Source organism: Vibrio sp. LaRot3, from assembly GCF_027587025.1.
Classification (GTDB): Bacteria; Pseudomonadota; Gammaproteobacteria; order Enterobacterales; family Vibrionaceae; genus Vibrio.
Map to the genome: position 1 here is coordinate 56252 of NZ_JAPPTI010000005.1, position 18999 is coordinate 75250.

Below are 18999 nucleotides of genomic sequence, written 5' to 3' on the forward strand. Positions count from 1 at the left end.
CTTCTATTGCCATCCTCGTTGCAATGCGTTTAAGGACTTAAGCTCGTAATGATAAAATACCTACCTTTGGCAGCGTCTGTGCTGCTGTTTGGTTGTGCTCAACCAACGGAGCGCGCCCAGCAATATCTTGATGGCGAATTCAATAATACTCTCAACCGTGTTGAAACGGTCGAGTCTTCCGTTTCTCGTGATTTTACCGAGTTTCATCGTCAAGCCGAACAAGTGGTTAATAAATCACCTTCGATGGCGAACACTTATCAGCCCTTGTATGAAAAACTCAATGAGTGGGTATTGCAAAGCGGTGACCCAAGCCAGTTAGCCAGTTTCGGCATTCAAACCGCCCAGCTTGGCGGCGGTGATAAGCAAGGTAATGTTTTATTTACTGGCTATTTCTCTCCGGTTATGGAGCTACGTCATCAGCCAAATGAAGTCTATAAGTACCCTGTTTACGCCAAACCTAATTGCGACACGAATTGCCCAACTCGCGCAGAAATTTACGCAGGTGCTTTAGCGGGGCAAGGCTTAGAGCTTGGCTACGCGCCAAACATGATTGACCCCTTTTTAATGGAAGTGCAGGGCAGTGGCTTTGTTCACTTCGAAGATGATGACACACTTGAATACTTTGCTTACGGTGGTAAAAACAACAAAGCCTACGTCAGTATTGGTAAAGTGTTGATTGAACGTGGCGAAGTGCCGCGTGAAAAAATGTCGATGAAAGCGATTAAAGAGTGGGTACTGGACAATGATGACGCCACCGTACGTGAAGTGCTAGAACAAAACCCTTCGTTTGTGTTCTTCTCTCCACAGGCTGATGCGCCAGTGACTGGGTCGGCAGGCATTCCGCTATTACCTATGGCATCTGTCGCGGGCGACCGCTCTATCTTCCCGATGGGGACGCCAATTCTGGCGGAAGTGCCACTGTTAAATGCTGATGGTTCTTGGAGCGGTGCACACCAATTACGTTTGCTTATTGTGTTAGATACAGGCGGCGCGGTAAAACAGAACCATCTTGACCTATACCATGGTATGGGGCCAAGAGCAGGAACCGAGGCGGGTCATTACAAACATTTTGGCCGGGTATGGAAGTTGGGTTTAGAACACTCAGCCACGCAAGCGCCTTGGGCGATGCCACCGGAAAAACGTCAATAAACGACGTTGCAGAACCTAGACTTTTCCATAAAGAGTGCGTATAAAACGCACTCTTTGTTTTTGCACCGATTTACGAGTGAGCACTATGCGTGAATTAGATACTCCAGCTTCTGATAACTACAACCAACGTTTTGGTGGCACTCGCCGTTTATACGGTAATAGTGAAGTCGAAATTTTGCGTGCTGCACACGTGTGTGTGATTGGTATTGGCGGTGTGGGTTCTTGGGCGGTTGAAGCGCTGGCTCGTACTGGTATCGGTGAGCTGACCTTAATTGATATGGATGATGTTTGCGTGACTAACATTAACCGTCAAATCCATGCGATGAGTGGTACGGTTGGTCAAAGCAAAATCGAAGTGATGGCAGAGCGTGTTAAGCTGATTAACCCTGAGTGTAAGGTCAACCTAATTGATGACTTCATCACACCAGATAATCAACATGAGTACTTAACCAAAGAATACGATTACGTGTTAGATGCGATTGATAGCGTGAAAGCGAAAGCGTCGCTATTGGCATATTGTCGCAGCAACAAAATTAAAGTAATCACCACTGGTGGTGCGGGTGGTCAAATCGATCCAACCCAAATTAAAGTGGCCGATCTGACCAAAACTATCCAAGATCCGTTGGCGAAGAAGATTAAAGATACGCTACGTCGTCATCATAACTTCCCAAAGAATCCACAACGTAAGTTCAATATTGAGTGTGTGTTCTCTACTGAACAACTTAAGTACCCTCAAGCAGATGGTTCAGTATGTGGTGTTAAATCGACAGCGGAAGGGCCAAAACGTATGGATTGTGCCAGCGGCTTTGGTGCAGCGACGGTAGTCACTGCCACTTTTGGTTTTGTTGCCGTATCGCGCATTGTTGAAAAGCTGATTCAAAAGCACTCAAAGTAATCACCATGGAGTTACTTATGTCTACGTTTCCTGAAAACCCATTCGGTCACGACATTAGCGCGGCTGATATTGCTGAGACCATGCAAAACTTTAAAGGCTGGGAAGATCGCTACCGCCAGGTGATTCAATGGGGCAAAAAGCTACCTGTCATGCCAGAGGAGCTGAAATCACAACAAGTGATGGTTTCAGGCTGTGAAAGCCAAGTGTGGTTGGTGAGTGAGCAAGTAGAAGGTACGTGGTATTTTTGCGCTGACTCTGATGCGCGCATTGTGCGTGGGCTAATTGCTCTAGTCATGGCGGCCTTTAATGGCAAAACCAGTGAGCAGATTCAACAGTTTGATGTTGATGGTTACTTTGAGAGTTTAGGGCTGGTGGCACATTTAAGTCCATCGCGTGGCAACGGGCTGAAAGCCATTGTTGATCAAATCAAACAAACGGCTGTTTAAATATTCCGAGGCTTGCATTCATGCAGGCCTTAATGTTATCCCCCTTATTTGTAAATTCTGCTTCGTCCGTAGCACCCAATTACGCTGAGAATCGGCGCTAAATTCGATAAAATCAGTGCTGTATAAATTTTAATCATTAAGATATTAATGTCTTAAAAAATACATGGCTTTACAGCTCTTGTTGTTGATGCGTAAAGGCTGTACAATTCGCGCCCTTATTAATGTCCCGTCTTTTGAGAGGCTACATGACCACTGCGAAAATAAATCTACTCGACTTCAATCGCCAAGGAATGCGCAAATTCTTCGCTGAAGAATTGAACGAAAAAGCGTTCCGTGCTGAACAGGTGATGAAGTGGATTTACCATTTCGGTGTTGATGACTTCGACAACATGACCAACATTAACAAGAAGCTACGTGAGAAGCTTAAGCATCGTTGTGAAATCAAAGCGCCAACAGTAGCAGAGGCTCAGCACTCTTCTGATGGCACGATTAAATGGGCAATGAAAGTTGGCGATCAAGACGTAGAAACAGTTTATATCCCTGAAGATGATCGCGCGACTTTGTGTGTGTCTTCTCAGGTAGGTTGTGCGTTGGAATGTAAATTCTGTTCAACGGCTCAGCAAGGTTTTAACCGTAACCTAAAAGTATCAGAAATCATCGGTCAAGTTTGGCGCGCTGCGCGTGAAGTTGGTCTGCAAAAAGAAACGGGTCGCCGCCCAATTACTAACGTGGTAATGATGGGCATGGGTGAGCCATTGCTGAACATGAAAAACCTGATCCCTGCGCTAGAGTTGATGCTCGATGATCTTGGATTTGGTCTATCTAAACGCCGTGTAACTGTATCGACTTCTGGTGTGGTTTCTGGCCTTGATCAAATGACAGGTCAAATTGACGTTGCATTGGCAATCTCTCTGCATGCGCCTAATAACAAGTTGCGCAGTGAAATCATGCCGTTGAATGACCGTTGGGATATCCAAGACTTCCTTGGCTCTGTTGGGCGTTACATTGCTTCTTCAAATGCTAACCGTGGCAAAGTAACTGTTGAGTACGTGCTGCTTGACCATGTGAATGATGACATGGACCACGCTCGCGAATTGGCAGAACTGCTAAAAGATACGCCATGTAAGATTAACTTGATTCCGTTTAACCCATACCCGGGTTCTCCGTACAAGAAACCAAGCAATTCTCGTATTGACCGTTTCCAAAAAACATTAATGCAGTACGATCACACCGTTACAGTACGTAAAACGCGTGGTGATGATATTGATGCGGCTTGTGGTCAGTTGGTTGGTGATGTGATTGACCGTACTAAACGTACAGCGACAATTAAAGCGGCTAAGGGCGAAACTATCGACGTAAAAGCGGTATAAGCCAAAGTGAATTTATACAAGCCAGAGCCTAGCTCTGGCTTTTTTGTAGCTAAATGATAGCTTTTTATCGAACTTTGTCGGAATATCGACCAAGCAAAATGTCAATTTTTAGAAAAACCTTGAGCTGGCTGTAATTTATCTATCTAAGTTGTGTTGTTTCATGCTTGATATCTATTAGAATTAACAGTTATACCCATAGTTTCAGTCAATTTGACAATTGAACGCGCTGAAATAAGGCAAAAGACAATCTGAAAACCTAACTCTTCTGAATTTTTCACCTGTTGCAGGTGTATTAAATTAGGTAACTGATTGAGAAATTTACTCGCTTTGGCAAAACCAATAACTAACTAAAAATAACGAATAGTGGTTGCCGACGTTAGAAACAGAGACAGACAATTATGAACTCGGAACAAACAGCTCCAGTAAACGAAGACAATGTAGACAGCATTCGCCTTGAGGCGGGAACCATCCTGAAAAACAAGCGTGAAGAGCTCGGCTTAAGCCAAAAACAAATCGCTGATCGTCTACGTTTACGCATTTCTATTATTGAAAACATCGAAGATAACCAATTTGAGTCAGACCAAGTTGCCACGTTTACTCGTGGTTATTTGCGTTCTTACGCCAAAGCGGTTGGTATTGATGAAGAAGTCGTTTTTAGCGCACTGGATGACTGTGGCAGTGCTCAGCAACAAGAGCAAAAAATGCAAAGCTTCTCGCGTCAGACAAATCGAGAGAAGCACGATAGCCGTATCATGCTCATCACATGGGGTATTGTGGCGGTGATTGTTGGCATTTCATCGGTTTGGTGGTGGCAAAATCAACAGAAAGATGTGGTGGATTTGGTCGCTCAAGAAGAGCTTATCGACAGTACGCCAGACGCGCAGTTAGAAACCATTGCCGCTGAGCAGCCTGCACTTGATGTTGCGCCTTTAGAAACGATTGAAGCAGAATCTGAGCCACAGCAACCTGTTGTTGAAGAGAATGCTTCAAATGATGAAGCGCAAGTAGAAGCGCCTCAAGCATCAACCCAACAAGCTAGTCAAGATGATGCTGCCACTAAAGCAGCGAAAACAGAATCGGCACCAGAAGCACAAGCCGCAGAGCCAGTGACCCCATCTGAACCTCAAACAGAGCCAGTAGCTCTAAATAGCTTAGTCATTAACTTTAATGGCGATTGCTGGATTCAAGTTAAGGATGCTACGGGTAAAACCTTAGTATCACGCGTTAAAAATGCTGGTGAAGAGCTAAAACTTGAAGGTAAAAAACCTTACAAAGTCATTTTAGGTGCGCCTGAAAACGTTTCTATCACATTAGCAAGTGAACCTGTCGACCTTTCTGGGTATACTGCAGGCAAAGTAGCAAGATTCACTTTACCTTAGAAAATACTATGCAACACGAATCTCCTATCAAACGTCGCCCATCTAAACGTATTTATGTGGGTAACGTGCCTATTGGTGATGGTGCACCGATTGCTGTGCAATCAATGACTAACACCAGAACAACAGACGTAGAAGCGACTGTTGCACAAATTAAATCACTGGAAAATGTGGGTGCAGACATTGTACGTGTTTCTGTTCCTACAATGGATGCCGCAGAAGCATTCCGCGAAATTAAAAAGCAAGTGAACGTGCCGCTAGTAGCGGATATTCACTTCGACTACCGAATCGCACTGAAAGTCGCTGAATACGGCGTCGATTGTTTGCGTATTAACCCGGGCAACATCGGCAACGAAGATCGTATTCGTTCTGTTGTTGACTGCGCGCGCGACAAAAACATTCCTATCCGTATTGGTGTGAATGGCGGTTCGTTAGAAAAAGACATTCAGATGAAATATGGCGAGCCAACAGCAGAAGCGCTGTTGGAGTCAGCAATGCGTCACGTTGATATCCTTGACCGTTTGAACTTTGATCAATTCAAAGTGAGCGTAAAAGCCTCTGACGTGTTCCTAGCGGTAGATTCATATCGTTTGCTGGCGAAGCAAATCGATCAGCCATTACACTTAGGTATCACCGAAGCTGGTGGTGCGCGCGCGGGTTCAGTTAAATCTGCGGTGGGCTTAGGTATGCTGTTAGCAGAAGGTATCGGTGATACCTTGCGTATTTCGTTAGCAGCGAACCCAGTGGAAGAAATCAAAGTGGGCTTTGATATTCTGAAATCCCTGCGTATTCGCTCTCGTGGTATCAACTTCATCGCGTGTCCAAGCTGTTCACGTCAAGAGTTTGATGTGATCGGTACAGTTAACGCATTAGAAGAGCGCCTAGAAGACATTATCACGCCGCTGGATGTATCTATCATCGGTTGTGTAGTGAATGGTCCAGGTGAAGCGGAAGTTTCACACCTAGGTCTTGCGGGTAGTAACCGTAAGAGCGCCTTCTACGAAGACGGTAAGCGTCAGAAAGAGCGTTTAGACAACGATGATCTGATTGATAAGCTCGAAGCCAAAATCCGTGCGAAAGCCGCGGTGATGGACGAGTCAAATCGCATCGATATTAAAATTCAAGAATAGGTCTGACTGAGTCAGGCCTTTACTCATCTCAACGAGTATTACAGTAAGTAACAAGATTACGGTAACTATTGTGGCAAAAACTATTCAAGCAATTCGAGGCATGAACGACTGCCTCCCAACTCAATCACCACTGTGGCAAAAGCTAGAAAACACAGTGAAAAACGTCATTAGCGCGTACGGTTACAATGAAGTACGCATGCCAATCGTTGAGATGACGCATCTATTTAGCCGCGCTATCGGTGAAGTAACGGATGTGGTTGAAAAGGAAATGTACACCTTTGAAGACCGCAACGGTGACAGCCTAACTCTACGTCCTGAAGGCACAGCGGGTTGTGTTCGTGCAGGTATCGAAAATGGCCTGCTTTACAACCAAGAACAACGCCTATGGTACATGGGGCCAATGTTCCGTCACGAGCGCCCTCAAAAAGGTCGTTATCGTCAATTCCACCAATGTGGTGTTGAGGTTTTCGGTCTAGATGGTCCAGATGTAGACGCTGAACTGATCATGATGACTGCACGTCTTTGGCGTGAGCTAGGTATCGACAAACACGTTCGTCTAGAGCTGAACTCCATCGGTTCGTTAGAAGCGCGCGCAAACTATCGTGAAGCATTGATCGCATTCCTAGAGCAACATATGGATGTTCTTGATGAAGATTGTAAGCGTCGCATGCACACTAACCCATTACGTGTTCTGGATACTAAAAACTCAAACGTACAAGCGATTTTAGGTGATGCGCCTCGTCTATCTGATTACCTAGATGATGAGTCAAAGCAACATTTTGCAGGTCTTTGTGAACTTCTTGACGCTGCAGGCATCGAATACACAGTAAACGAACGTCTAGTTCGTGGTTTGGATTACTACAACCGCACAGTATTTGAGTGGATCACTGAAAGCTTAGGCTCTCAAGGTACAGTATGTGGTGGTGGCCGTTACGACGGTCTTGTAGAGCAGCTAGGCGGTAAAGCAACACCAGCAGTTGGTTTTGCTATGGGTCTAGAGCGTCTTGTACTGATGCTTGAAACGCTAGAGCTAGACGAAGTTCGTCGCAGCGTTGACGTGTACATGGTGACTGCGGGCGAAGGCACTATGATGGCAGGTATGAAGCTTGCTGAGCAGTTGCGTGAGCAAGTGCCGGGTCTTCGTGTAATGAACCACTTCGGTGGTGGTAACTTCAAGAAGCAATTTAAACGCGCAGACAAAGTAGGCGCGGTTGTGGCACTGGTACTAGGTGAAAACGAAGTCGCAGATAACACTGTGGTATTGAAAGACCTAGTCGGTGGTACACAAGAAACATTAAGCCAAGTAGACGCAGTCGCGAAATTGGCTGAGTTAATTTAATTAAACAAGTTTTAGCAAAGTGGCGCCGTTGAACGCCACTTTTGTAATGTTAAGAGGACAGGAAGTGGAACTCTACGATACTGAAGAACAACAAGTAGAAGCGATCAAAGACTGGTGGAAAGAGAACGGCAAAGCTGTGATCTTTGGTGCGGTTATTGGTTTAGGTGGCTTATTCGGTTGGCGTTACTACCAAGATTCAGTGACTGCGGCTCAAGAAGCAGCGTCAGAAAGCTACACCAAAGCGATTGAAACATTAGCAGCAAGTGGTGCTGATGCAGAAGGTCAAGTACAAGCCTTTATTGATGCGAATGGTGAGACAGAATACGCAGTACTAGCAGCACTTCAACTAGCAAAAGTGCAAGTTGAAGCGAACAAGCTAGACGACGCGATTGCGCAGCTTGAGTGGGCAAAAACAGCAACGAAAGATCAAGCTCTAACCGCGATTGTAAGTTACCGTTTGGCGCGCCTGCAGTCTGAGCAAGGCAAATTTGACGCAGCAATCTCTCAACTAGCAAGCATTACTGATGCAAGTTGGGCTGGTCGTGTTGCTGAACTGAAAGGTGACATCTTACTGCGCAAAGGAGATGCAGACGGTGCTTACGCAGCATACACAGAAGCTGAACAAGCAGGTGATGCAAGCCAAGCACTGAAAATGAAATTGGACGATCTAGCCAAGTAAGGGCACTGAGCATGAAAAAAATGCTGAATAAAGCGTTGGTTGCTGCGGTTATGGTTGGTGCTCTTGCAGGTTGTGCAAGTGAAGAAGACACCATCATCATGGCGCCAGTGCCGCAAGTAAACAGTGAATTTACCCCAGTAGGCCAATGGAGCACATCTGTTGGCAATGGTGTGGATTTTTACTTCTCTAAGCTTTCTCCTGAATACGCTTACGACAAAGTATTTGTTGCCAGCCGAGATGGTTTGGTTCGCGCTCTAAATCCAGAGAATGGCCAAGACATTTGGTCTATCGATCTAGAACAAGACGTACCTGCGCGTTTATCGGGTGGCATTACAGCCGGTTACAGCCAGTTATTTATTGGTAGCGAAAACGGTGAAGTGATCGCGCTTAATGAAGAAACGGGTGAGCTTGCTTGGCGTACTCCGGTTCAAGGCGAAGTATTGGCTGCTCCTGTTGTCGATTCAAACTTAGTTTTAGTCCATACCACTGAAGGCGTATTGGTCGCTTTAGACCAGTTAACTGGTGAGCAAAAGTGGGTGATTACCACTGAAGTTCCAAGTCTATCTCTACGTGGTAACAGCAAACCAGCTACCGTATCTGGCGGTGTGTTCTGGGGTACGGCAAATGGCCGTCTTGCAGCCGCGATTGTTGAACGTGGTCAGCTAATTTGGCAACAGCCGATTGGTACGCCTCAAGGTGCGACTGAAATTGATCGTTTAGTGGATGTTGATGCTTCACCGATGATCATGGGTGGTACTTTGTATGCAGTTGGCTTTAACGGTCAACTGACAGCAATTGACCTACGCTCAGGTAAAGCAGCATGGAAACGTAGCTACTCGTCTTCGACAGACATGGCGAACGATGGTAGCCGCTTATTTGTTGTGACTGACAAAGATCACTTAGTTGCGGTTGATGCGCGCAGTGGTACAGAACTTTGGAGCAACAAGCAGCTTGAGCACCGCTTAGTGACAGCGCCGACTTTGATTGGTGAATATTTAGTGGTGGGTGATAGTGAAGGTTACCTATACTGGATCGATCGCTTCACAGGTGAGTTTGTTTCTCAGCAGTTAGTAGACGATAGCGGTTTAGCTGTACCACCAATCGTGGTTGATGGCGGCTATGTTGTCGTAACACGAAATGGCGATGTAAAGAAACTGACGATCGCGCAATAATTTCGTGATATAATTCACATTCGGCTCCTGGCTGTTTTCAGCTAGGAGCCGTTTTATTGCATATACTCTAAATATTTTAATCTTTAGAGTATTAAAAATAGGCGCTGTAGTTATAGGTAAGTACTGGTTTTTCAATGCTATTTCCCAGTCATTACCTATAACTACATAAGAAAAAGAAATTGTAGAGGTTATTATGGTACCTGTTGTTGCTCTAGTAGGGCGTCCTAACGTAGGTAAGTCTACGTTATTTAACCGATTGACTCGTACACGCGACGCATTGGTTGCGGATTTCCCTGGATTAACTCGCGACCGTAAATATGGCCAAGCGAAACTTGGCGAACACGAATTTATTGTAATCGATACTGGCGGTATTGATGGCAGTGAAGAAGGTGTAGAAACTAAAATGGCAGAGCAATCATTAGCGGCGATTGATGAAGCTGATGTTGTGCTATTTATGGTTGATGGCCGTGCTGGTCTAACACCGTCTGACATTGCGATTGCAAACCACTTACGTAAGATCGAAAAGCCAGCCATGCTTGTGGTAAACAAAGTGGATGGTATTGATGCTGATGCAGCTTCAGCTGACTTCTGGCAGCTAGGTGTTGAGAACATGTACCAAATCGCTGCGGCTCATGGCCGAGGTGTTGGTGCTCTGATTGACCGAGCGCTAAATCCATTTGCTGAAAAGCTCATTGAAGAGCAGGGCGAGATTGAAGATCTGACTGACTTAGTTGATCAAGAAGAAGAGAAACTTGATTACAGCGAAGAAGAGGCAGAACAAGAGTTCAAGCGTCTACAAGACCAGCCGATCAAACTGGCAATCATTGGTCGTCCTAACGTAGGTAAATCAACACTAACCAACCGTATTCTTGGTGAAGAGCGTGTGGTTGTTTACGATATGCCGGGTACAACTCGTGACTCAATCTACATCCCAATGGAACGTGATGAGCGCGAATACGTACTGATTGATACGGCAGGTGTTCGTCGTCGTAAGCGTATTAACGAAACCGTTGAGAAGTTCTCAGTGGTTAAAACGCTTAAAGCGATTGAAGATGCGAACGTTGTGCTACTTGTTATTGATGCGCGTGAAAACATCTCTGATCAAGACCTTAGCCTACTAGGCTTTGCTCTGAACGCGGGTCGTTCAATCGTGCTTGCGGTAAACAAGTGGGATGGTCTGGATACAGACGTGAAAGAACACGTGAAGAAAGAGCTAGACCGTCGCCTAGGCTTCGTTGACTTTGCTCGTATTCACTTTATCTCTGCATTGCACGGTACAGGTGTTGGTCACCTATTTGAATCTGTTCAAGAAGCGTATAAGTCTGCAACGACGCGTGTTGGTACGTCTGTACTGACTCGTATCATGAAGATGGCAACAGAAGATCACCAGCCGCCATTGGTTCGTGGTCGTCGTGTTAAACTGAAATACGCGCACGCAGGTGGTTACAACCCACCAATCGTGGTTATTCACGGTAACCAAGTAAACGAACTTCCTGATTCGTACAAACGTTACCTGATGAACTACTACCGTAAGTCATTAGAGATTATGGGTACACCAATTCGCATTCAATTCCAGAACAGCGAAAACCCATTTGAAGGTAAATCTAACAAGATGACTATGTCTCAGGAGCGTAAGCGTAAACGCTTGATGAGTGCGGTTAAAAACCGTAACAAGTAATTGTTAGTGAACAAATAAATAAAGGGCTGCAATCGCAGCCCTTTTTCTATTTCAGTGTTTATGCCACTTCATCCATTAGAGGCGGTAAGTTAGGCTTTGCCGCTAAATCGTTTGGGTCAAAATCATCGACATTGATGACATACAAGCGTTGACGCTCAGCCTCAATCAGAAGGTCGGCTTCTGCTTGCTCGATGAGCCCTTTTTCTAGGCCAATTTGAGCAACCTTATCAAGCTGTAAGAATGGCTTACGCTGTTCCAATGCCTTACATATCTTATTGAATACTGGCTCAGCTTCAATGATGGTATGCAGCGCTTGCTCAATTTTACCTGCAGGGTTGTTCTCGCTTGCAACCAAATATTGGTTGCGACCTAGACGGTCACGAGTGGCACTCGGTGTTTGGAGTAGCTGCGCAACTTGGCTATCTAGCTTGTCGTTCGGCGCTTTGCGGACTCGGCCAAATGGCAATAACACAACACGCAGTAGGCGACCAATCAGTTTGTTCGGGAAGTTAGCCAGCAGCGCATCAATGGCTTGCTCGGTTTGATACAAGCAGTCTTGCATGCCCCAGTGCAGTAAAGGTAAATCTTCTTTATGACGGCCTTCGATATCAAAGCGTTTCAATGTGGCTGAGCCGAGGTAAAGTTGGCTCAGTACATCGCCAAGACGAGCTGAGATACGCTCTTTACGTTTTAGCGAACCGCCAAGTACTGCCATTGAAATATCCGATAACAAAGCGATGTTGGCGCTATAACGATTTAGTTGCTGATAGTAACGTGCAGTGGCATCACTGACAGGTGTTTCAGAGAAGCGACCATCGCTCACGCCGAGCCATAAGCTGCGCACTAAATTACTGAGTGTAAAGGCGACATGGCCCGATAGTGCAGCATCAAATTGCTCGAGGGCATCGTTACGATCAGAGTGAGCAGCTTCCATCTCTTTCAGGACATAAGGGTGACAACGAATTGCCCCTTGGCCATAGATGATCATCGAGCGGGTGAGGATGTTTGCCCCCTCAACCGTAATCGCAATTGGTGCGCCTTGGTAGCCACGAGCTAAGAAGTTAGCAGGGCCAAGGCAAATACCTTTACCACCAACAATATCCATTGCATCGATGATGCTGCGCTGACCGCGGTGCGTACAGTGATATTTTACAATTGCAGAAATGACCGATGGTTTCTCACCAAGGTCAATACCTGCCACTGTGAGTGCGCTGGCTGCATCCATTACATAAGCGTTACCTGCAAGGCGTGCGAGTGGCTCTTCAACCCCTTCCATGTGGCCAATAGGTTGTTTAAATTGACGACGAATGCGTGCGTAAGCGCCGGTTGCCAGTGCGGCTGTCTTAATGCCACCGGTTGAGTTTGAAGGTAGCGTAATACCACGGCCGACAGAGAGACATTCCACCAGCATGCGCCAGCCTTGGCCTGCCATTTCTTTACCGCCAATGATGAAATCGATAGGCACGAATAGGTCATTAGCGCGAGTCGGGCCATTTTGGAATGGTACATTAAGTGGGAAATGGCGGTTACCAATCTCAACCCCATCAAGGTCGGTTGGAATGAGAGCACAGGTAATACCGAGATCTTCTTGTTTGCCGAGTAAGCCCTCAGGATCTCGCAGCTTAAACGCAAGGCCAAGAACCGTCGCAACGGGCGCGAGCGTGATGTAGCGTTTATTCCACGTTAAGCGCATACCAAGCACTTGCTCACCTTGCCATTCTCCATAGCAAACCGTGCCATGGTCAGGAATAGCGCCAGCATCTGAGCCTGCTTCTGGGCTAGTAAGGGCAAAACATGGGATCTCTTTGCCTTCTGCAAGGCGAGGTAAGTAGTGATCTCGTTGTTCTTTAGTACCGTAATGTTGCAGCAGCTCACCCGGGCCAAGCGAGTTAGGTACGCCGACTGTCGATGAAAGTACACTTGATACGCCTGTTAACTTTTGTAGAACAAGAGATTGTGCATAGGCAGAAAACTCTAAACCGCCGTATTCCTTCTTAATGATCATGGCAAAGAATTTGTGTTGCTTTAGATATTGCCATACTTCGGGGGGCAGGTCGGCCAGTTCATGGGTAACTTGGTAATCGTTAACCATAGCGCACACTTCTTCCACTGGACCATCGAGGAAAGCTTGCTCTTCTTTGCTAAGGGTAGGAGCCTTAATATTATGTAGGGTATGCCAGTTAGGTTTACCTTTGAACAGCTCTGCTTCCCACCATACCGTACCCGCATCGAGCGCTTCTTTTTCGGTTTGTGACATCGCAGGGAGTACTTTACGAAATGCACTCAACGCTTTGGCGCTGAATAGTGATTGTCGAATCGAAGGGACGACAAACAGAGCAATCGCCAATACGTATGCGAGCCAACTGACTGCGCCAGCAGTACCAATGATGGTCAACGCGACGAGAGTTGCGGCGGTTGCAGCAATGGCGGCGAACAATGAAGTTCGACGGTAGAGGCAAACACACAATACCAGTGCAAAGCCAAATAGGGAGAGCAAGATGTCCATATTATTTATTCCTTTTTAGACGTGTTATCGCTGTTGTTCGTCTAGTTATACGGGGTTTACTTGTAAGAGGTCTAACCAGTTAAATTATAGTCGTCATGTTAATAAGATGTAAAATGTCGATATGGTTAAAAAGTGATCTGCGTAGAGTAAAGATTCTATATTTGTTAGCTGATGCTGATTTTGTGAGCGTGAAAGGTCAATAAACTATGAAATCTTGCCGTGTGACTATCGACAGTGAGAATTGTTCAAGTAAACTCAGAAGAGTCTGAGGCTGTTAATTTGGGCTAACTTTTTAACCTAAAAGTTAACCTTTAAAACAGCGCTCCATTACCGAATAAAAGAGAATGCCTATGTACCAGGATTTGATTAAAAGCGAGCTAACAGAAGCCGCTGACGTACTGAACAAGTTCCTAAGTGATGACCATAACATTGCGCAAATTGAAGCGGCTGCAAAACTGATTGCTGATTCTTTCAAACAAGGCGGTAAAGTACTGTCTTGTGGTAACGGTGGCTCACACTGTGATGCAATGCACTTCGCTGAAGAGCTTACTGGTCGCTACCGTGAAAACCGCCCAGGTTACCCAGGTATTGCGATTTCAGACCCAAGCCATCTTTCGTGTGTAAGTAACGACTTCGGCTACGATTTTGTTTTCTCTCGCTACGTAGAAGCTGTTGGTGCTAAAGGTGATGTACTGTTTGGTCTATCAACGTCTGGTAACTCAGGTAATATCCTAAACGCAATTGATGCGGCGAAAGCAAAAGGCATGAAGACCATTGCTCTAACCGGTAAAGATGGCGGTAAAATGGCAGGCTGTGCGGATATCGAGATTCGTGTTCCTCACTTTGGTTACGCAGACCGTATCCAAGAGATCCACATCAAGATCATTCACATCGTGATCCAATTGATTGAAAAGGAAATGGAGAAGTAAGCTCTATTTTCAACCACACGGTTTAGGTACGCAGCAAGTCTATACTTTGTATAGAGTTGCTGCGCATTGATATATAGGGAGTAACATAAGCCATGTGTGAATTGCTCGGCATGAGCGCCAATGTACCGACAGACATCTGCTTCAGCTTCACAGGATTAATGCAGCGCGGTGGCAATACAGGGCCACACAGCGATGGCTGGGGCATTACCTTTTACGAAGGCAAAGGCTTTCGCACCTTTAAAGATCCAAATCCAAGTTGTAACTCCAAGATTGCAGAGTTAGTACAAAACTACCCAATTAAAAGTCGGGCGGTGATCAGCCATATTCGTCAGGCGAATCGAGGTGGAGTCAACTTAGAAAACACGCATCCATTTACTCGTGAATTATGGGGACGTTACTGGACGTTTGCTCATAATGGTCAGTTGAGTGATTACCAAGATTTAGAAACGGGCAGAATAAGACCGGTCGGGCAGACTGACAGCGAGCTTTCATTTTGTTGGATCATGAACCAACTAGAGCAAAGGTACCCAGAGCCGCCACAGGATATGGTGGGGGTATTTCGCTTTGTTGCACAGTGCTGTGATCGCTTGAGAGATAAAGGCGTGTTCAACATGCTGCTTTCAGATGGTGAATACGTGATGACCTATTGTACCAACCATTTGTATTGGATTACTCGACGCGCGCCATTTGGTAAGGCGTCGTTGATTGATGAAGATGTGACGATTAACTTCCAAGAAGAAACCACCCCCGATGATGTGGTTTCAGTGATCGCCACTCAGCCTTTGACAGATAACGAACAATGGCATCGAATGAAGCCGGGTGAATTTGGTATTTTCCATTTTGGTGAACTCATCGATGGCAACGCTGATAACTTAAAAGATGTCGCATTTGCACCTAAGAAGGTTGCCAGCCAAGCGCCAACAGAACCGTTAGAGTAAAGCTCTTAAATCGAGAACTGATACGCAAATCGTTGGTTACATCTGCGAAATTAATAAAAACCCCATTGATATATAAATAGTATCAATGGGGTTTTTATTCTTTTAGGTAGGTATTTTATGCGGTATTTATTCTTGGTTTTAACCCTATGTTGTTCGAATGTTTGGGCAGAACCTCCAGAAGCGCTATCAAAACTTATTGCGAGTTATAAATTTGCCTCAGAGCCAGAGCTGCGTTATTCGCTCGAGGAGCGAATGCAGTATTGGCAGATCCCAAGTGTGAGTGTAAGCACCTTTAAGCAGGGTAAGCCTGATTGGCAGTTTGTTACGGGTGAGCGCAACAAAGCGGGTCAAATGGCGACAGCGGAGACACGTTATCAAGTGGCATCGATGAGTAAGCCTGTGACAGCTCTCATAGTTCTAAGAGCTGTAGATCAGGGGCTGCTTGATCTAAATGTTAAGGTGAAACCGTTATTAGCGCCTGAGTTTGCAAAGCTGGTCGAGTCTTCTGTTACTTTGCGTCAGCTTCTCTCTCATCAGGCTGGTTTTAATCATGTGGGCTATGTTGGAGTGGAAAGTGGTCAGTCATTGCCATCTTTAGCTTCATACACGAAAAGCAGTTCCCTGTATGGTGTATTAAAGCAAGAGTTTACCGTCGGAGAGTTTCATTACTCTAATGGTGGCTACATTGTTATTCAGCATCTGCTTGAGCGAGTCTACAAAAAGCCATTTACTGAAATTGCCCAACAGGAAGTATTTAAGCCACTAGCCATGAAGCATTCAAGCTTTGTTCAGCCGGATGTTGAAGAGGTGAGTGACCTTTATGCCCATGCGCATAAACAAGGTGAATGGGAACAAGCTGGCTGGCATAAGTATGCGGCTAGAAGTGCCGCGGGCTTGTGGACCACACCAAATGATTTTATGGCTCTGTTGCTGGCCGTTCATCGTGCCTATATTGGTGAAGATGAAACTTGGCTCAAGCAGCAGACAATCTCAGCCATTAACTTCCCATCCACGCCATTTATGGGGTTAGGTTTTTTCCGCTCTGACGATGTGCGAGCCAACTACGTTTTCCACGGTGGCATAAACCACGGCTTTGAATCTCACTTTGTGCTGTATCCAAAATTAGGTACTGGCGCAGTAGTGATGACCAATGGTCAAAAAGGCGATCAACTAGCGTTAGAGATTCTTCGGGCTATTTCGGTTCAACAAGGCTGGCAACATTATGCGTTAAATCAAACCGAGGTATTGAAAGCGGATTTACAAGACGTAGAGCCTTTAGTGGGGCGCTATCAATTCGATCCTAGTTTTTATGCGGATGTCTTTATTCGCGATGGACAGCTGTATCTTCAAGGTTATCAGCAAGATGCGTATGCTTTGTATAAAGTGGGCGATAAGCAATTTAGGCCATTGGAGTTTCAGTCAAATTTCCGTTTTGAGTTTTCTGAGGATGGTAAAGTTAAGGGGCTAATTCAGGAGTCGAATTTCTTCACTGGCCCAGCGAAAAAGATTCACTAGCGCAGCCACGATTCATCGAGGAATCAATAGCGCTAGGAAGTAAAACCTCGATAATAAAAAGGCTGACACGAGGTCAGCCTTTACATCTATTTTCCGCTTAAGCAGATTAAGCCAGTTTTTGCTTAACAAACTCAACGATGTCAGCAATCGCAACGCCTTCTTTAGTGCCAGCGCGACGGTCTTTAAACTCCATCTCGCCGTTTTCTAGGCTACGGTTACCGATAACGATAGTGTGTGGAATACCGATCAGTTCGTGATCCGCAAACATAACGCCTGGGCGCTCTTTACGATCATCAAATAGCACTTCGATGCCCGCTGCAGTTAGGTCAGCGTATAGCTTCTCTGCGGCTTCTTTCACTTCGTCAGATTTAGCCATGTTCATTGGCACGATAGACACTTGGAATGGAGCAATCGCAGCTGGCCAAATGATACCGTTCTCATCGTGGTTTTGTTCAATCGCTGAAGCAACAACTCGAGATACACCGATACCGTAACAACCCATCTCTAGGATAACGTTCTTACCGTCTGGGCCAAGTACGCCACAGTTCATCTTCTCTGAGTAGTTAGTACCTAGTTGGAAGATATGACCAACTTCGATACCGCGTTTTAGAGAAAGTGTACCTTGACCACATGGGCTTAGGTCGCCTTCAACTACGTTACGTAGGTCTTCAACTTGACCTAGTTCAACGTCACGACCCCAGTTGATGCCAAAGTAGTGTTTGTCATCAACGTTAGCACCTGCGCCAAAGTCGCTCATTACTGCAACTGTGCGGTCAACGATGAATGGCAGTTTTAGACCTACAGGGCCAAGTGAGCCTGGGCCTGCGCCGATAAGTGCACGAATCTCTTCTTCGGTCGCCATCTCTAGAGGAGATGCCACTTCTTTAAGGTTTTCAGCTTTTACTTCGTTCAGCTCGTGGTCGCCACGGATGATAAGCGCGATGATCTCTGCGTCTACTTCTTCTGAAGCTTTCACAAATAGCGTCTTAACGGTTTTCTCGATTGGCAGATCAAATTGCTCAACCAGCTCAGCGATAGTTTTCGCGTTTGGCGTATCAACTAGCGTCATTTCGGCAGTTGGTTCAGCACGTTCTGTTGTTGGTGCTAGCGCTTCTGCTTTCTCGATGTTTGCTGCGTAATCAGACTCAGAAGAGAATGCGATTAGGTCTTCGCCGCTTTCAGCAAGTACGTGGAACTCGTGTGAGCCACTACCACCGATAGCACCGGTATCAGCAAGAACAGGACGGTAATCAAGACCCATACGGTCGAATGCTTTACAGTAAGCTGTGTGCATTGCTTGGTATGACTTCTCTAGACCTTCTTTGTCAATGTCGAAGCTGTACGCATCCATCATGCAGAATTCACGCGCACGCATTACACCAAAGCGTGGACGACGCTCGTCGCGGAACTTAGTCTGGATTTGGTACAAGTTAAGCGGAAGCTGTTTGTAAGAGCTCACTTCGTTGCGCACAAGGCTAGTGATCACTTCTTCAGCTGTTGGGCTTAGTACAAACGGACGTGTATGACGGTCAGTAAAGCGAAGTAGTTCAGCGCCCATCTTTTCAGAACGACCTGTCTCTTCCCATAGTTCAAACGGCTGAACAACGGGCATCAAAGTTTCAACTGCACCTGCATTGTTGATTTCTTGACGAACGATGTTCTCGACTTTACGCAGTACACGTAGACCGGTAGGTAGCCAGGTGTATAAACCTGAAGCCAGCTTACGGATCATACCTGCACGTAGCATGAGCTGGTGGCTCACTACTTCTGCGTCGTTTGGAGTTTCCTTCAATGTAGAAAGAAGGTAATTACTGGTACGCATTTATTTTATCCGTTTTATGAAAATGAATAACTCAAGCCAGAATGGACATGAGCCT

Annotated in this window: 15 protein-coding genes; 13 read left to right on the forward strand and 2 right to left on the reverse strand. The window is 45.8% G+C overall.

Annotated features, from left to right (window positions below; genetic code table 11):
• Window positions 1–48 precede the first annotated feature (48 nt).
• From mltA to der, 10 genes are all read left to right on the forward strand, one after another.
• Window positions 49–1149 (forward strand): murein transglycosylase A, encoded by a 1101-nt coding sequence (gene mltA, locus OH461_RS12090; RefSeq protein ID WP_270020874.1) that lies wholly within the window; start codon window positions 49–51, stop codon window positions 1147–1149.
• A gap of 85 nt (window positions 1150–1234) precedes the next feature.
• Entirely contained in the window at window positions 1235–2044 is an 810-nt protein-coding gene (gene tcdA, locus OH461_RS12095) for a tRNA cyclic N6-threonylcarbamoyladenosine(37) synthase TcdA (protein WP_270020875.1), read from the forward strand.
• A 17-nt stretch (window positions 2045–2061) separates the two neighbouring features.
• Window positions 2062–2490 (forward strand): cysteine desulfurase sulfur acceptor subunit CsdE, encoded by a 429-nt coding sequence (csdE, locus tag OH461_RS12100; protein WP_270020876.1) that lies wholly within the window; start codon window positions 2062–2064, stop codon window positions 2488–2490.
• A 245-nt stretch (window positions 2491–2735) separates the two neighbouring features.
• Window positions 2736–3860: a bifunctional tRNA (adenosine(37)-C2)-methyltransferase TrmG/ribosomal RNA large subunit methyltransferase RlmN gene (locus OH461_RS12105; protein WP_270020877.1), complete on the forward strand. Its 1125-nt coding sequence runs from the start codon at window positions 2736–2738 to the stop codon at window positions 3858–3860.
• A 398-nt stretch (window positions 3861–4258) separates the two neighbouring features.
• On the forward strand, window positions 4259–5239 hold the full coding sequence (gene rodZ, locus OH461_RS12110) for a cytoskeleton protein RodZ (protein WP_270020878.1): 981 nt from the start codon (window positions 4259–4261) through the stop codon (window positions 5237–5239).
• Between the two features lie 8 nt (window positions 5240–5247).
• Window positions 5248–6366 carry a flavodoxin-dependent (E)-4-hydroxy-3-methylbut-2-enyl-diphosphate synthase gene (gene ispG, locus OH461_RS12115; RefSeq protein WP_270020879.1) on the forward strand — a complete coding sequence of 373 codons (1119 nt, stop codon included), beginning with the start codon at window positions 5248–5250 and terminating at the stop codon, window positions 6364–6366.
• 70 nt (window positions 6367–6436) lie between these two features.
• Window positions 6437–7705 (forward strand): histidine--tRNA ligase, encoded by a 1269-nt coding sequence (gene hisS, locus OH461_RS12120; RefSeq protein WP_270020880.1) that lies wholly within the window; start codon window positions 6437–6439, stop codon window positions 7703–7705.
• A gap of 64 nt (window positions 7706–7769) precedes the next feature.
• Window positions 7770–8384 (forward strand): YfgM family protein, encoded by a 615-nt coding sequence (locus OH461_RS12125; RefSeq protein ID WP_270020881.1) that lies wholly within the window; start codon window positions 7770–7772, stop codon window positions 8382–8384.
• An 11-nt stretch (window positions 8385–8395) separates the two neighbouring features.
• Window positions 8396–9556 (forward strand): outer membrane protein assembly factor BamB, encoded by a 1161-nt coding sequence (bamB, locus tag OH461_RS12130; RefSeq protein WP_270020882.1) that lies wholly within the window; start codon window positions 8396–8398, stop codon window positions 9554–9556.
• Window positions 9557–9749: 193 nt separating this feature from the next.
• Window positions 9750–11234, forward strand: a complete 1485-nt coding sequence (gene der / locus OH461_RS12135) for a ribosome biogenesis GTPase Der (protein ID WP_270020883.1) — start codon at window positions 9750–9752, stop codon at window positions 11232–11234.
• Window positions 11235–11292: 58 nt separating this feature from the next.
• On the opposite strand, the gene fadE is transcribed toward der, so the two are convergent.
• A complete protein-coding gene (fadE, locus tag OH461_RS12140; protein ID WP_270020884.1) occupies window positions 11293–13740 on the reverse strand; it encodes an acyl-CoA dehydrogenase FadE in 2448 nt (815 codons plus the stop codon).
• A gap of 350 nt (window positions 13741–14090) precedes the next feature.
• On the opposite strand from fadE, the gene lpcA reads away from it, so the two are divergent.
• From lpcA to OH461_RS12155, 3 genes are all read left to right on the forward strand, one after another.
• Window positions 14091–14669, forward strand: coding sequence for a D-sedoheptulose 7-phosphate isomerase (gene lpcA, locus OH461_RS12145; protein WP_075706932.1), 579 nt, complete (start codon window positions 14091–14093; stop codon window positions 14667–14669).
• 92 nt (window positions 14670–14761) lie between these two features.
• The gene (locus tag OH461_RS12150) at window positions 14762–15607 is read left to right on the forward strand and encodes a class II glutamine amidotransferase (RefSeq protein ID WP_270020885.1); all 846 of its coding nucleotides are present in this window, start codon (window positions 14762–14764) and stop codon (window positions 15605–15607) included.
• A gap of 117 nt (window positions 15608–15724) precedes the next feature.
• Window positions 15725–17122, forward strand: a complete 1398-nt coding sequence (locus tag OH461_RS12155) for a serine hydrolase domain-containing protein (protein WP_270020886.1) — start codon at window positions 15725–15727, stop codon at window positions 17120–17122.
• Between the two features lie 106 nt (window positions 17123–17228).
• Here the strand turns inward: OH461_RS12155 and OH461_RS12160 are convergent, their stop codons facing one another.
• On the reverse strand, window positions 17229–18944 hold the full coding sequence (locus OH461_RS12160) for a proline--tRNA ligase (protein WP_270020887.1): 1716 nt from the start codon (window positions 18942–18944) through the stop codon (window positions 17229–17231).
• Window positions 18945–18999 lie beyond the last annotated feature (55 nt).

Bases quoted from the DNA above. Each gene is read 5' to 3' on its own strand.
- ispG (WP_270020879.1), top strand. From the start codon at position 5,248: ATGCAACACGAATCTCCTATCAAACGTCGCCCATCTAAACGTATTTAT.
- rodZ (WP_270020878.1), top strand. From the start codon at position 4,259: ATGAACTCGGAACAAACAGCTCCAGTAAACGAAGACAATGTAGACAGC.
- OH461_RS12105 (WP_270020877.1), top strand. From the start codon at position 2,736: ATGACCACTGCGAAAATAAATCTACTCGACTTCAATCGCCAAGGAATG.
- OH461_RS12160 (WP_270020887.1), bottom strand. From the start codon at position 18,944: ATGCGTACCAGTAATTACCTTCTTTCTACATTGAAGGAAACTCCAAAC.
- csdE (WP_270020876.1), top strand. From the start codon at position 2,062: ATGTCTACGTTTCCTGAAAACCCATTCGGTCACGACATTAGCGCGGCT.
- tcdA (WP_270020875.1), top strand. From the start codon at position 1,235: ATGCGTGAATTAGATACTCCAGCTTCTGATAACTACAACCAACGTTTT.
- der (WP_270020883.1), top strand. From the start codon at position 9,750: ATGGTACCTGTTGTTGCTCTAGTAGGGCGTCCTAACGTAGGTAAGTCT.
- OH461_RS12150 (WP_270020885.1), top strand. From the start codon at position 14,762: ATGTGTGAATTGCTCGGCATGAGCGCCAATGTACCGACAGACATCTGC.
- lpcA (WP_075706932.1), top strand. From the start codon at position 14,091: ATGTACCAGGATTTGATTAAAAGCGAGCTAACAGAAGCCGCTGACGTA.
- OH461_RS12155 (WP_270020886.1), top strand. From the start codon at position 15,725: ATGCGGTATTTATTCTTGGTTTTAACCCTATGTTGTTCGAATGTTTGG.
- fadE (WP_270020884.1), bottom strand. From the start codon at position 13,740: ATGGACATCTTGCTCTCCCTATTTGGCTTTGCACTGGTATTGTGTGTT.
- mltA (WP_270020874.1), top strand. From the start codon at position 49: ATGATAAAATACCTACCTTTGGCAGCGTCTGTGCTGCTGTTTGGTTGT.
- bamB (WP_270020882.1), top strand. From the start codon at position 8,396: ATGAAAAAAATGCTGAATAAAGCGTTGGTTGCTGCGGTTATGGTTGGT.